14 protein-coding genes and 1 other RNA gene are annotated in these 13055 nt (G+C 49.8%); 5 read left to right on the top strand and 10 right to left on the bottom strand.

Annotated features, from left to right (window positions below; genetic code table 11):
- Positions 1 to 10: 10 nt before the first annotated feature.
- The 4 genes from BRW83_RS00820 to BRW83_RS00805 all read right to left on the bottom strand — a co-directional run bounded on the left by BRW83_RS00820 (position 11) and on the right by BRW83_RS00805 (position 2410).
- The gene (locus tag BRW83_RS00820) at positions 11 to 706 is read right to left on the bottom strand and encodes an LrgB family protein (RefSeq protein ID WP_005882439.1); all 696 of its coding nucleotides are present in this window, start codon (positions 704 to 706) and stop codon (positions 11 to 13) included.
- On the bottom strand, positions 703 to 1041 hold the full coding sequence (locus BRW83_RS00815) for a CidA/LrgA family protein (RefSeq protein WP_005882441.1): 339 nt from the start codon (positions 1039 to 1041) through the stop codon (positions 703 to 705). The genes BRW83_RS00820 and BRW83_RS00815 overlap by 4 nt, the downstream gene beginning before the upstream one ends.
- A 130-nt stretch (positions 1042 to 1171) precedes the next feature.
- On the bottom strand, positions 1172 to 2119 hold the full coding sequence (locus BRW83_RS00810) for a tetratricopeptide repeat protein (RefSeq protein WP_005882443.1): 948 nt from the start codon (positions 2117 to 2119) through the stop codon (positions 1172 to 1174).
- A 36-nt stretch (positions 2120 to 2155) separates the two neighbouring features.
- The gene (locus BRW83_RS00805; RefSeq protein ID WP_005882445.1) at positions 2156 to 2410 is read right to left on the bottom strand and encodes a hypothetical protein; all 255 of its coding nucleotides are present in this window, start codon (positions 2408 to 2410) and stop codon (positions 2156 to 2158) included.
- Between the two features lie 59 nt (positions 2411 to 2469).
- Here BRW83_RS00805 and BRW83_RS12050 point away from each other — a divergent pair, with 59 nt between their 5' ends.
- Entirely contained in the window at positions 2470 to 2592 is a 123-nt protein-coding gene (locus BRW83_RS12050; RefSeq protein ID WP_257789316.1) for a hypothetical protein, read from the top strand.
- Here BRW83_RS12050 and BRW83_RS00800 read toward each other — a convergent pair.
- Both BRW83_RS00800 and ssrA read right to left on the bottom strand, forming a co-directional pair.
- Entirely contained in the window at positions 2575 to 2847 is a 273-nt protein-coding gene (locus BRW83_RS00800) for a helix-turn-helix domain-containing protein (protein ID WP_005882447.1), read from the bottom strand. The genes BRW83_RS12050 and BRW83_RS00800 overlap by 18 nt on opposite strands.
- A 553-nt stretch (positions 2848 to 3400) precedes the next feature.
- Positions 3401 to 3760: a transfer-messenger RNA gene (ssrA, locus tag BRW83_RS00795) on the bottom strand.
- A 155-nt stretch (positions 3761 to 3915) separates the two neighbouring features.
- On the opposite strand from ssrA, the gene BRW83_RS00790 reads away from it, so the two are divergent.
- Positions 3916 to 5598: a peptide chain release factor 3 gene (locus tag BRW83_RS00790; protein ID WP_005882450.1), complete on the top strand. Its 1683-nt coding sequence runs from the start codon at positions 3916 to 3918 to the stop codon at positions 5596 to 5598.
- Between the two features lie 14 nt (positions 5599 to 5612).
- Here BRW83_RS00790 and BRW83_RS00785 read toward each other — a convergent pair whose 3' ends face one another.
- Positions 5613 to 6176: a sugar O-acetyltransferase gene (locus tag BRW83_RS00785; RefSeq protein WP_005882452.1), complete on the bottom strand. Its 564-nt coding sequence runs from the start codon at positions 6174 to 6176 to the stop codon at positions 5613 to 5615.
- 21 nt (positions 6177 to 6197) lie between these two features.
- Complete coding sequence (locus tag BRW83_RS00780; RefSeq protein WP_005882454.1) at positions 6198 to 6926, bottom strand: 16S rRNA (uracil(1498)-N(3))-methyltransferase; 729 nt, start codon at positions 6924 to 6926, stop codon at positions 6198 to 6200.
- Between the two features lie 124 nt (positions 6927 to 7050).
- Between BRW83_RS00780 and tkt the strand changes: the two genes are divergently transcribed.
- The 3 genes from tkt (at position 7051) to BRW83_RS00765 (ending at position 10933) form a co-directional block, all read left to right on the top strand.
- Positions 7051 to 9048, top strand: coding sequence for a transketolase (gene tkt, locus BRW83_RS00775; RefSeq protein ID WP_005882456.1), 1998 nt, complete (start codon positions 7051 to 7053; stop codon positions 9046 to 9048).
- A 74-nt stretch (positions 9049 to 9122) separates the two neighbouring features.
- Complete coding sequence (gap, locus tag BRW83_RS00770) at positions 9123 to 10136, top strand: type I glyceraldehyde-3-phosphate dehydrogenase (protein WP_005882458.1); 1014 nt, start codon at positions 9123 to 9125, stop codon at positions 10134 to 10136.
- 137 nt (positions 10137 to 10273) lie between these two features.
- A complete protein-coding gene (locus BRW83_RS00765) occupies positions 10274 to 10933 on the top strand; it encodes an NAD(P)H-dependent oxidoreductase (RefSeq protein ID WP_086131729.1) in 660 nt (219 codons plus the stop codon).
- A 53-nt stretch (positions 10934 to 10986) separates the two neighbouring features.
- Here BRW83_RS00765 and hslU read toward each other — a convergent pair whose 3' ends face one another.
- Entirely contained in the window at positions 10987 to 12318 is a 1332-nt protein-coding gene (gene hslU / locus BRW83_RS00760) for an ATP-dependent protease ATPase subunit HslU (RefSeq protein ID WP_005882462.1), read from the bottom strand.
- A gap of 41 nt (positions 12319 to 12359) precedes the next feature.
- The gene (gene hslV / locus BRW83_RS00755; RefSeq protein ID WP_005882465.1) at positions 12360 to 12896 is read right to left on the bottom strand and encodes an ATP-dependent protease subunit HslV; all 537 of its coding nucleotides are present in this window, start codon (positions 12894 to 12896) and stop codon (positions 12360 to 12362) included.
- Between the last annotated feature and the right edge of the window lie 159 nt (positions 12897 to 13055).

The following is a 13055-nucleotide window of genomic DNA, read 5'->3' as shown; positions in this document are numbered from 1 at the left end:
CTGAAAGAGCCTAAACGCCGAACATATGAAGGATGTACGGCGTCAAAAGACCTGTCAGCGTACCGTTGATAATCAGCCCGAGACTTGAATAGACGCCCAGTTTGACGTTTTTTTCCATCGCATGGGACGTTCCGACGGCGTGCGCTGCCGCTCCCAGCGCAAGCCCCTGTGCAATCGGGCTTTTTACCCGTACCAGTTTCAAAAAAGCACGTCCGAAAATAGCGCCTAAAATACCCGTCAGAATCACGATAATGGCCGTTAACGACGGTATGCCGCCGGTCAGTTTGGAGACTTCCATGGCGATCGGGGTCGTCGCCGATTTCGGCGCCAGTGAGATCGCAACGTCGGCAGATGCCCCAAGGTGAAGGGCGATCAGATAGGCGGAAGTCGCACCGACAATACAGCCGACAAGCTGGCACGCAAGAATCGGGAACGCCTGTTTCCGGATTTGCTCGATCTGGAGATAGAGAGGAACGCCCAGAGCGACAATTGCCGGTTTCAACAGGAACTCGACATACTTGCCTCCTGCATAATACGTTTCATACGAAATATTTCCCATTTTAAGCACCACAATGATCAGGATGATGGCAACGAGAATGGGATTCAATATGATCGATTTCAGTCGTTTCTGAACCAGTTGTGCGCCCCAGAAAAGGCCGACTGTCAGGGTAACGGCAAACAGTTCACTATGCAGGAATTCGTTCATAGGATTTTACGGATAAGCTGGTAAGTCCATCCTGTTGTGAGCAGAACAAGCAACATACTTCCCAGTGTGGCAAGGGCGATAGGAATGAGTTGTGCCTGAATGACACCGAAATAAAGCATCAGGGCGACACCCGGGGGCACAAAGAACAATCCGAGATGGGAAAGCAAAAAGTCGGAAAAACCCTTTACCCATTCCAGTTTGACCAGACCTGTTTTAAGCGAGAAAGTCAGGATCAGCATGCCCAGCAGGGACGAGGGGAAGTTGATGTGTGTGGCGTGAACGATCAATTCGGCGATCGCAAGGCAAATGAAGATGATGGAACACTGGCGAAGCATTTTTTCCGATTCCTAATCTAGAAACAAATCTGAAACTCGTGCATACGATAGCACTATTTGCGTTTCAGAACATTAGGGAATAACGAAACTTTCGTATGGAAATATCGAAGTTGACGCCGGAATCAGCCAGTTAATGATACGACTTCGGATTGTCCGTTTCAGGCATGGACATCATCGTAAGTGCTATCTGGCAGTCGCGACAGCCCGCCTTGATGCCCTTTTTGAACCATTCAATGGCTTTTTCGGCATCCAGCTCAACGCCAAGCCCTTTTTTGTACAAGGTACCCAGCCATAAATAGGCAGGCAGATATTGCAGTCGGGTTGCCTGCTCAAGCAAATCAAGCCCTTTTGCCGTGTCTGTCTTTCCATGACTTCCTGTCACAAGATAGTGGCCAAGGATCGCCATTGATCTTTCATCGCCGCTATCCGCCACTTTCTGTAGCCATTCATGGGCAAGCTCGATATCCCCTGGAACCAGTTTGCCTTCAAAATACACATCAGAAATGTGGTTGCCCGCATTCAGATAACCGCTGTTGAACGATTCCTCAAGTTTCTGAAACCCGAGTTCCGGATTCAGGGTACATCCTTCCCCGTTCAAAAGCATCATGCCGATGGCAGCCTTTGCAGACAAAACTCCGTTTTCAGCACCGAACGACAGCAATTCGAAAGCTTTCGATTTGTCAGTCGGAACACCGTAACCCGATTGATAAAACCAGCCGAGATTGGCGTAAGCTCTGGGTTCTCCGAGTGCGATGGCCTTTTCATACCATTCAACGGCTTTGGGTACATTTTGCGGAACGGCAATGCCAATGGCATATATTTTTCCCATGTGGAATGTTGCCGCCGGGTCGCCCGTTCCGGCCAGTTTTTCAATACGTTCAACAGCCTTCAGATAGCGGACAGGAGCGAGGTTGTCCAGATATTTTCCGGATTCGATACGAGCTTTGGCATTCTCCAGATATTTTGCCTTATATGGAGCGTGAACGGCATAGCAGACGAAATCACCGTGCGAATCACTGGATTCAATTTCTGACCAGATGATGTCGTCGATTTCATTATCCGATTCGGGCGTAACCATAATTCACCAGTGCCAAAGCGTTAAGGTTTATACAGATCAGGAAAAAGGTCTTGGGTCTTCGACAGAAACACGATACTGATAGGTTTCCCCATTCGATCCTCCCGGAGGCAACTGCATCAGACCACGTGGATCAAGGCGGACTTTGTATAAAGGTGTCGGTTCCGCGTCTTCCTTGTTTTCCCATTCGAAAACAGCATAGGGAACACCATCGATATAAACCAGATCGACAACGAAAACACCCTGAATTTCTCCAGAACGCGAAACAAGAGTACGAATTTTAGCAATTTCCATAGAATGATGAACCCTTTAAATGACTAAAAGAACTGAACAGGAATAACAATACCATGATAATGGAAAAGATTGTTGCACAGGCGCAGCTTATGGGGACAGGAAACAAAGAATCCATTGCCGGGTTTGATATTTCTCGGAAATGTCCTGATATTCCGACGGCAGATTCAGATAAGAAAATCTGAAGGCAACTTTTTTTTATCGATTTTGGATAAAAAAAGGTCGAAAAATTCATAAGGAGTCATGTCAAGCGCTTTCAGAACCGCGATCAGTTCGATGACATCCAGACGTCTTCCGACATTTTCATATTTGGAAACGAAAGATTGGGGCTTGTTGAGACGTTCGGCCACTTCTGTTTGCAGGAGACCGAGTTCCTGCCGCCGCGCTATCAAAAGCTCGGCCAGCAGATTGTATGGATATGAGTGTATCGGATGTGCCATATCCGTATCCTATAACCTGATACAAAATATTCGATATCCGGATTTGGAATATTCTTGATATGGATTAAAACAGGAAGTGATTGTTTTTAAATATGTTTTCTGGCGGGCAATATTTGCAATGTCACAGAAATGTGCATCAGTTTTTAAGAAGAATCGGTAGAAAACTGTTGAAAATTATGCAATATAAGTGAATGTCGTATCATGTTGGCGAAACACTCAACCGGATTCAGGAGAAAATAAATCCACATAAATGTTCAATGGAGTTTGTGACAGACATCCTCTGGCAAGTTTGAAAAATGAATTCTATGTGACATAAATTTATCATAGGAAACAAAACAATTTTGTTAATCATAAGGAAACAAGATGAAACGCATATTGATTGTTCTGTTATCTCTGTCGTTTATTTTGCCTGCCTATGCAGCAAAGAGTCCACGGGGGAAATCCGTAACAAAACGTTCGAAAACAGTTTACGTTAAATCATATAACAAGAAAAACGGCACTCATGTACAGTCACATCGCCGAAGCGCGAAGAGACGGTGAACGGAAAATTGAATGGTGGAGGCGGCGGGTTTCGAACCCGCGTCCAGAAGTCCTCTACAGACAGTTCTACATATTTAGCGTTGCCATTTGATTTGATCTGACTGACGCGGACACGCACGCTGCAATCAGACGAGTTACCTATTATTTAACTTCTGGCCAAGTAACCCGACCCGAAGCGATTTCCTGTATATGACCCTACGTGCCTTGCGGCCTGCCCCAGGAAAGAAACAGTGTAGGGATAGCCGGGATTAAGCGGCTAATGCGTAACTATTATCGTTAGCGTTTACTTTTTTTCTGGATGGATTTACGAGGTCACCAGCCCTCGATATGCCCTGTTCTGCTTTGCAACCCCTGTCGAATCCAAGTCGCCCCCATGTCCTGATGAAGAGTATTGGCTTTTCGTTACAGAAAAGTCTGAAGCAATTTATTATTATACATTTTATCGCGCGTTTTAACTGATTGAATTCACTTTCTTTTGAAGAAACGCTAAACTTGTCAAATTTAGCTCACGTAAATCTTTAAGGCACCATGACTGTTCCTTCCGATCCGGAAAATCCGGGAGTTGTCGATGAAGTCGCTTCAACTTCTGAATCCAGAGACAATTTATCCAGGAAAATCGCCCGCGAAGTCGCCCGCCGCCGCACTTTCGGTATTATTTCCCATCCTGACGCAGGAAAGACGACACTGACAGAGAAGCTGTTGCTGTTTTCTGGCGCAATCCAGATGGCGGGTACGGTCAAGGCACGCAAAAGTGCACGGCATGCAACGTCTGACTGGATGGAGATCGAAAAGCAGCGTGGCATTTCGGTCGCCAGTTCGGTGATGCAGTTCGAGTATCGCGACCATATCGTCAATTTGCTGGATACGCCGGGCCATCAGGATTTTTCAGAAGATACCTATCGCGTTCTGACGGCGGTCGATACGGCGCTGATGGTAATCGATGCCGGGCATGGTGTGGAAGCGCAGACGATCAAGTTGCTTGAAGTCTGCCGGATGCGCAATACGCCGATCATCACGTTCATGAACAAACTTGATCGTGAAGCGCGCGACCCGCTTGAATTGCTCGACGAACTGGAAACGGTGCTGAATATCCGTTCGACACCGGTAACCTGGCCAATTGGTATGGGCAAGAATTTCCGGGGTGTCTATCATTTGCTGAACGATGAAATCATGCTGTTTGCGCCGGGCAATGAAAAGGCAGACCAGACTTTCGAGGTTATCAAGGGTATCGACAATCCACGCCTGATGGAAATGTTTCCGATGGAAATGGAACAGTTGCAAATGGAAGTCGAGCTGGTCAAGGGGGCATCCAATCCGTTTGTGCTGGAAGAATTCCTTGCCGGGACACTGACTCCGGTATTCTTCGGCTCGGCCATCAATAATTTCGGTGTCCGTGAAGTATTGAACGCCTTGCTCGACTGGGCGCGCCCACCTCTGGGACGGGAAGCGATCCAGCGAAAAGTCGAACCGACGGAAACGCCTTTTTCCGGTTTCGTTTTCAAGATTCAGGCCAACATGGACCCTGCCCACCGGGATCGTATCGCTTTCATGAGGGTGACTTCAGGCCGTTTCGAGCGCGGAATGCGCCTGAAACATCTGAGATTGAATCGGGATATCAAGGTGTCGAGTGTGGTTACTTTTATGGCATCTTCGCGTGAACAGGTCGAAGAAGCGTATGCAGGCGATATCATCGGTTTGCCCAATCACGGCAATATGCAGATCGGCGACAGCTTTTCGGAAGGCGAAGTCCTGCAATTCACGGGCATTCCTTTCTTCGCCCCTGAAATTTTCCGCAGTGTCCGGATTCGCAACCCACTGAAGGTCAAGCAATTGCACAAGGGCTTGCAGCAGCTGGGTGAAGAAGGTGCCGTTCAGGTTTTCAAACCTGTTATGGGCAGCGACCTGATTCTGGGAGCCGTCGGTGTGCTGCAGTTCGAAGTCGTTGCCAGCCGTTTGATGAATGAATACGGGGTGGATGCGGTTTTCGAAAGCACGAGTACGACGAGTGCCCGCTGGGTTTCCTGCGAAGACAAAAAGATGCTGTCCGATTTTGAACGGTCATTGGCGCACAATGTCGCCTACGATGCTGCAGGCAATATGACTTATCTGGCAACCTCAGGCGTGAATCTCAGGCTGACCGAAGAACGCTGGCCGAAAGTCAGGTTCCATGCCACCCGCGAACATTCGGCTTCGTTGAACGACGCCGGTTAGGATGGTGACCCGCTTCACTTCAGTTGCCGTATGACCCGGCAAGGGTTCCCGGCAGCCAGAACGTTGGGCGGGATATCTTTCGTGACGACGCTGCCGGAACCGATGGTCGTGCCGGGACCGATGGTTACGCCAGCATTGATGACAGTATTGCCGCCTATCCAGACATCGTCGCCTATGGTAATGGGATGTGCCGATTCGATTCCCTGACGGCGACATTCCGGATCGAGAGGGTGGGTTGCCGCGTAAAGCTGGACGTTCGGGCCCAGAAATACATAATTGCCGATCCTGATTTCGGCGCAATCAAGAAACACGCAATTGGTGTTGGCGTAAAAATGATGTCCGAGATAGATGTTGTAGCCGTAGTCGCAATGAAAGGCCGGCACGAGTTCCAGATCGTCAGGACAGCTTCCAAAAAGCGCTTTCAGAATATCCAGTTTTTCCTCTTTTTGCGACACTCCCAGAGAATTGTAGCGTCTGGACTGGGCAAAAGCAGCGTCTCGTTCTCTGACCAGAACGGGATCGTTGGAATAGTAGAGTTCTCCTGCCAGCATTTTGTCTTTTTCACTTTTTACCGACATGATCTTTCCTTTCCGAAGGAATCAGTTTCCGTTGTCCCAGATGGCATTGATGGCTGAAATAGCTGCCATTCCTGCCGTTTCCGTTCGTAGTATTCTGGACCCCATAGACAAGGGAATGACTCCGTTTTGAATGGCAAGTTCCTCTTCTTCGGGAGAGAATCCTCCTTCAGGGCCGATCATGATGGTAATGGCTTGAGGTGCCTGTTTCCTCGCCCAGCCTGAAAGGGTTTCGGTGGCGCGTGGCGTGAACATGACCCTGAGACATCCTCCGGAATTGTCGATAAAAGTATTGAAAGCGACTGGTTCGCTTATTTCCATAAGTGTGTTTCTGCCACACTGCTCTGAAGCGGCCGTAACGATGGTCTGCCATCTGGCCAGTCTTTTTTCAGCGCGATCGGCATTTAAGCGAACGACCGAACGCTGTGCCGCCAACGGCTGGATTCCCGCCGCGCCCAGCTCGACAGCTTTTTCGATGATCCAGTCCATTTTTCCTGCTTCAGGAAGGGCTTGTGCGAGTGTGATGTCATATGGCAATTCCACTTCCCGATCATGGCGGGAAAGGATTTTGACGTTTGTCTTTGTGCGGTCAAGTGAAATAATTCGTGCTGAATATTCGCCCCCTTCTCCATTGAAAAGAACGATTTCGTTTCCTTCAGTCAGGCGCAGAACCTGAATATGTCTGGATGTCTCTTTGGGGAGATCAATATTTGTACCGACAACAAGTGGAAAATCGCAAAAAAGACGGGTCATGTCAAATCAGGGCGGATAGATTGATTTTAATCTGGGGATTAGTCTCTGATAGAATACAGGGAAAAGCCCGGTTGGCATAATGATTCATCCATTATGCCTTTAATCTTTCATTTATTTGGCAGATATGAACACTACATTACCTGTTACCAAAATGGCCAGCGCTATCCGCGCACTGGCGATGGATGCAGTTCAAAAAGCGAATTCAGGACACCCCGGCATGCCGATGGGCATGGCGGATATAGCCGTTGCGTTGTGGTCGGGACACTACCGTCACAATCCGGCCAATCCGAACTGGTTCAACCGTGATCGTTTCATCCTGTCCAATGGCCACGGTTCGATGCTCCAGTACGCTTTGCTGCATCTGACAGGATACGACCTCACGATGGAAGATATCAAAAACTTCCGTCAATTCGGATCAAAAACACCGGGACATCCTGAAGTCCACCTGACCCCGGGTATCGATACCACAACCGGTCCTCTTGGACAGGGTATTTCGAACGGTGTCGGCATGGCACTGGCTGAAAAGCTGCTGGCTGAAGAATTCAACAAGCCCGGTTTCGATATCGTCGATCACTACACCTACGTTTTCCTCGGCGACGGTTGCCTGATGGAAGGCGTTTCCCATGAATCCTGTTCTCTGGCCGGTACGTGGAAGCTGAACAAACTGATTGCCCTTTACGACGACAACAGCATTTCCATCGATGGCGATGTCAAAGGCTGGTTTACCGACAATACGCCGGAACGTTTCGAAGCTTATGGCTGGCACGTTATCCGCGATGTGGACGGTCATGACGTGAATGCCGTTGACGCAGCGATCGTTGCTGCACAGAAATCCGACAAACCGACACTGATTTGCTGCAAGACCGTGATCGGCAAAGGTTCCCCGAACAAGGCCGGACTGAACAAGGCACATGGCTCGCCTCTGGGAGACGAGGAAATCGCGGCTACCCGCAAGGCAATCGGCTGGGATTATCCTCCATTTGACATTCCGGAAGACGTTTATACCGCATGGGATGCCCGCAAGAGTGGAAATGCACTGGAATCCGCATGGAATGATCTGTTTGCCAAATACAGCGAAAAATATCCGAAAGAAGCCAGCGAACTGGTGCGCCGCATTTCCGGCCAGTTGCCAGCCGATTTCGATGAAGTCGTTCGCAATTACATTGCCGATTGCAATGCCAAAAAAGAAACGATTGCCACCCGCAAGGCCAGCCAGAACGCCATCGATGCACTGGCACCGGCATTGCCGGAGTTCCTCGGCGGTTCGGCCGATCTGACCGGTTCGAATCTGACGAACTGGAAAGGATGTGTTCCTGTCCGTGAAGGCAAGGAAGGCAACTACATCAATTATGGTGTCCGTGAATTCGGCATGTCCGCAATCATGAACGGTATCGTTTTGCATGGCGGTTTCATCCCGTTCGGCGGGACGTTCCTGACTTTTTCCGACTATTGCCGTAATGCGATCAGAATGTCGTCCCTGATGCAGATCGGCACGATTTACGTGTTCACACATGATTCCATCGGTGTCGGCGAAGACGGCCCGACCCATCAGCCAATCGAACAGACGGCCAGCCTGCGGCTCATCCCGGGTCTGGAAAACTGGCGTCCATGCGATACCGTTGAAACGGCCGTCGCGTGGGGCAATGCCGTGAAGAAACGGAAAACACCTAGTGTACTGATCCTGTCGCGCCAGAACCTGCCTTATTTTGAAAGAACCGAAGAACAGATCGGCAATATCAGCAAGGGTGGCTATGTATTGAGAGACGCACCGGACGCCAAAGTGATTCTGATCGCGACCGGTTCGGAAGTCGAGCTGGCAATGAAATCGGCCGATGAACTGGCGAAGAAAAACATTCCTGCACGGGTCGTTTCCATGCCGTCTTCCGATATTTTCGACAAGCAGGACGCGCTGTACAGAAACAGCGTTTTGCCGAGAGAATTGCCGAGAGTCGCCATTGAGGCGGCTGCTTCGGATTACTGGCGCAAATATGTCGGATTGGATGGCGACGTTGTCGGCATGACGACATTCGGTGAATCCGCACCGGCAGGAACACTCTTCAAACATTTCGGTTTCACCGTGGAAAACGTCGTTTCCAAAGTCGAATCCGTTTTGAGCAAATAAGCTGAATTTATGGCATGCGAGTGCTACACTCGCATGCGGATTAACAGATTTAACACTATCTCAGGAGCTAATTTATGACTATCCGTGTGGCAATCAATGGTTATGGCCGTATCGGCAGAAACGTTCTTCGCGCTCATTATGAATACGGCAAGCATCACGATATTGAAATTGTTGCCATCAACAATCCAGGCAATATCGATACTATCGCCCTCCTGACCAAATACGATACCGCTCATGGCAAATTTCCGGCTGAAGTGTCTGTTGATGGCGATTATCTGATCGTCAATGGTGACCGCATTCGTGTGACGGGCGACCGTAATCCTGAAAACCTTCCATGGAAAGAACTGAACATTGACATCGTCATGGAATGCACCGGCTTTTTCACCACCAAGGAAGCCGCTTCCGCGCATATCCGTGCAGGTGCCAAAAAAGTCATCATTTCCGCTCCGGGCGGCAAGGATGTCGATGCAACCGTCGTTTTCGGCGTCAACCAGAACGTTCTGAAAGCCAGCGACACGGTCATTTCGAATGCTTCCTGTACGACGAACTGTCTGGCACCGCTTGCTATGGCCTTGAATGATGGCCTTGGCATCGTTGACGGCCTGATGACGACCATCCACTCCTACACCAACGATCAGGTGCTGACCGACGTTTATCACAACGATCCGAGACGTGCCCGTGCCGCCGCCCTGAACATCATCCCGACCAAAACGGGCGCTGCAGCCGCTGTGGGTCTCGTCCTGCCTGAGCTGAATGGCAAACTGGACGGTTTTGCCGTTCGGGTTCCGACCATTAACGTTTCTGTCGTCGATCTGACCTTCAATGCGTCCCGCAATACCAGTGTTGAAGAAGTGAACACGGTCATGAAAGCCGCTTCCGAAGGCAAGTTGAAAGGTATTCTCGAATACAATACTGAACCGCTGGTTTCGACGGACTTCAATCACAATCCGGCTTCCAGCATTTTCGACTCGACCCAGACCCGTGTCATTGGCGGTTCTCTGGTCAAGGTTCTGTCATGGTACGACAATGAATGGGGCTTCTCCTGCCGCATGCTGGACACGGCACAAGCGCTGTGGAATGCCAGATAAGGGGCCGAACAGTTAGATTGGCACTGATAAAAAGCGCATCTTTTCCGGATGCGCTTTTTTGTTTCAGATAAAGGTCACCGAATGACAGGTTTTTAGGCTTTATGGTGACGAATCAATTCAAATAATACGGAGGTGTTATGGTTACCCGTGAAGATATTCTCGATGCATTCAAATTCCGTCATGCGACCAAGAAATTCGATGAGTCGAAAAAAATCAGCGAAGAGGATTTCAATGTCATTCTCGAATCCGGCAGGCTTTCACCGAGTTCTTTCGGTTTTGAACCCTGGCGTTTCGTCGTGATACAGAACAGGGAACTGAGGGAAGAACTGAAGCCGGTAACGTGGGGAGCGCAGGGGCAATTGCCGACAGCCAGCCATTACGTTGCCATTTTATGTCGCAAGGATGGCATGCGTCACGATTCCCCTTTCATCACGCACATGATGAAAGACGTGCAGCATCTTCCTGCCGAAACGGCTGAAATGAAACGGGAACGTTTTCGCCAGTTTCTGGAAGAAAACGGTATCAGTGCGACGTCCAGAGCCCTTTTCGACTGGGCTGTCAAACAGGCTTATATCGCACTGGGCAATATGATGACGACAGCCGCCCTGTTGAAAATCGACTCCTGCGCCATCGAAGGTGGCAATATGGCAGCGATTGAAGAAGTGCTGGATAAAAACGGCCTGACCGATAACGGCCAGTTCGGATTGGGCGTTATGGTGGCGTTCGGTTATCGTTTGAAAGACCCTGCTGAAAAAACACGGCAGGCTCCGGAAGACGTCATTGTCTGGGTAAAATAAAAAAAGGGGGGCTTTCATGCAGGAAGCACCCCCTTTTTATTGGCTGGCCAGACTTAAAGTACGTATCTGGAAAGATCCTCGTCGGTGGACAAGGCTTCCAGCCGTTCATTGACGTAGGCCTTGTCTATCGTAAGGGTTCCATTGTAATCGACGGCTGTGAAGGAAATTTCTTCAAGCAAGCGTTCCATGACCGTATAAAGCCGGCGTGCGCCGATGTTCTCGGTGCGTTCGTTGACGGTATGGGAAATTTCAGCAAGTCGTCTGATGGCTTCGTTGTCGAATTCCAGTTGCATGCCTTCGGTTGCCAGCAATGCCTTGTATTGCGAGATCAGGCTGGCTTCCGTGCTGGTCAATATCTGTTCAAAATCTTCAATCGACAGGGATTCCAGTTCGACACGGATTGGAAGACGCCCCTGCAATTCCGGAATAAGGTCGGACGGTTTTGACAACTGGAATGCTCCTGAAGCGATAAACAGGATATGGTCGGTCTTGATCATGCCATATTTTGTATTGACCGTCGTCCCTTCAATCAGGGGAAGCAGGTCACGCTGAACACCGGCACGCGATACGTCGGCGCCACCGATTTCCGAACGGGACGCGATCTTGTCGATTTCGTCCAGAAAGACAATACCGTTTTGTTCGGCATTCGTGATGGCTTTCTGGCGCAGTTCGTCTTCATTGACCAGTTTGGCCGCTTCTTCTTCGATAAGCAGTTTGATGGCGTCGCGTACTTTGACTTTCCTGCTTTTCTTCCTGCCGCTACCCATACCGGAAAACATGGATTTGATCTGTTCCGTCATCTCTTCCATGCCGGGAGGCGCCATAATTTCCATATGCGGGCCGGATTCATCCACCTCGATTTCGATTTCCTTGTCGTCAAGGCTGCCTTCACGGAGTTTTTTTCGGAAAACCTGCCTTGTGTTTTCACCAGAGGAAGCATTCGATTCGTTCGAGTTGAAGCCGAAGTCACGTGGAGGCGGAATCAGGATATTCAGTACCCTGTCTTCAGCCGCATCGATGGCTTTGGTGCGGACTTTTTTCATTTCCGCTTCACGGGTCTGTTTGATGCTGATATCGACGAGATCACGAATGATGGTATCGACGTCACGTCCGACGTAGCCGACCTCGGTGAATTTGGTTGCCTCGATCTTGATGAACGGGGCTTCAGCCAGACGGGCGAGCCGTCTGGCAATTTCGGTTTTGCCGACGCCGGTAGGTCCGATCATCAGGATGTTTTTGGGTGTGATTTCGTGTCTCAATGGTTCCGCGACCTGTTGACGGCGCCAGCGATTACGCAAGGCGATGGCAACGGCACGTTTTGCTTTTGACTGACCGACGACGTGTTTGTCGAGTTCAGTGACAATCTGATCCGGGGTTAAATTCATGATTTGTTTTCTGCGGAAAAAATAATTTCTGAAAAGCGGGATTAATCCAGTGTTTCAATGATGTGCGCCTGATTGGTATAGATGCACAGGTCGCCTGCGATGCCGAGTGCCTTGCTGATGATTTCAGCCGGAGGCAAATCGGTGTTGCGTACGAGAGCCAGTGCAGCGGATTGGGCATAGGCTCCGCCGGAACCGATGGCTCCGACACCTTCTTCGGGTTCCAGTACATCGCCATTGCCGGTAATGACAAGCGTGGATTCCCTGTCGGCAACCAGCAGCATGGCTTCCAGACGGCGAAGCATGCGATCTGTTCTCCAGTCTTTTGCCAGTTCGACGGACGAACGGAGCAGGTTGCCCTGATGTTTTTCGAGTTTGGCTTCAAAACGTTCGATCAGGGTAAAGGCATCGGCGGTTCCGCCTGCAAAACCGGCGAGAACGCGCCCGTTATACAGTTTGCGGACTTTTCTTGCGGTTCCCTTGATAACGATATTGCCGAGTGTGACCTGACCGTCTCCACCCAGTGCGACGGTACTGCCGCGCCGGACTGATACGATGGTTGTCCCGTGAAATTGTTCCATTTGGATTCCTGTGATGATTAATCGGACAGCTGAATAATTTCCCTAGCGTTCATTCTGCAGAATATGGGGTTTGTTTTCCCATTTGCAAGTGTTATCAAATCGCATAAGTTTACAGTTTAACCCGAACCGGGGGGAGATGGTTCTCTTGTCCGCTGCTAT

The organism is Oxalobacter formigenes (assembly GCF_002127965.1).
GTDB classification, from domain to species: Bacteria; Pseudomonadota; Gammaproteobacteria; order Burkholderiales; family Burkholderiaceae_D; genus Oxalobacter; species Oxalobacter formigenes.
This window is presented reverse-complemented; position numbering and strand designations above follow the sequence as displayed.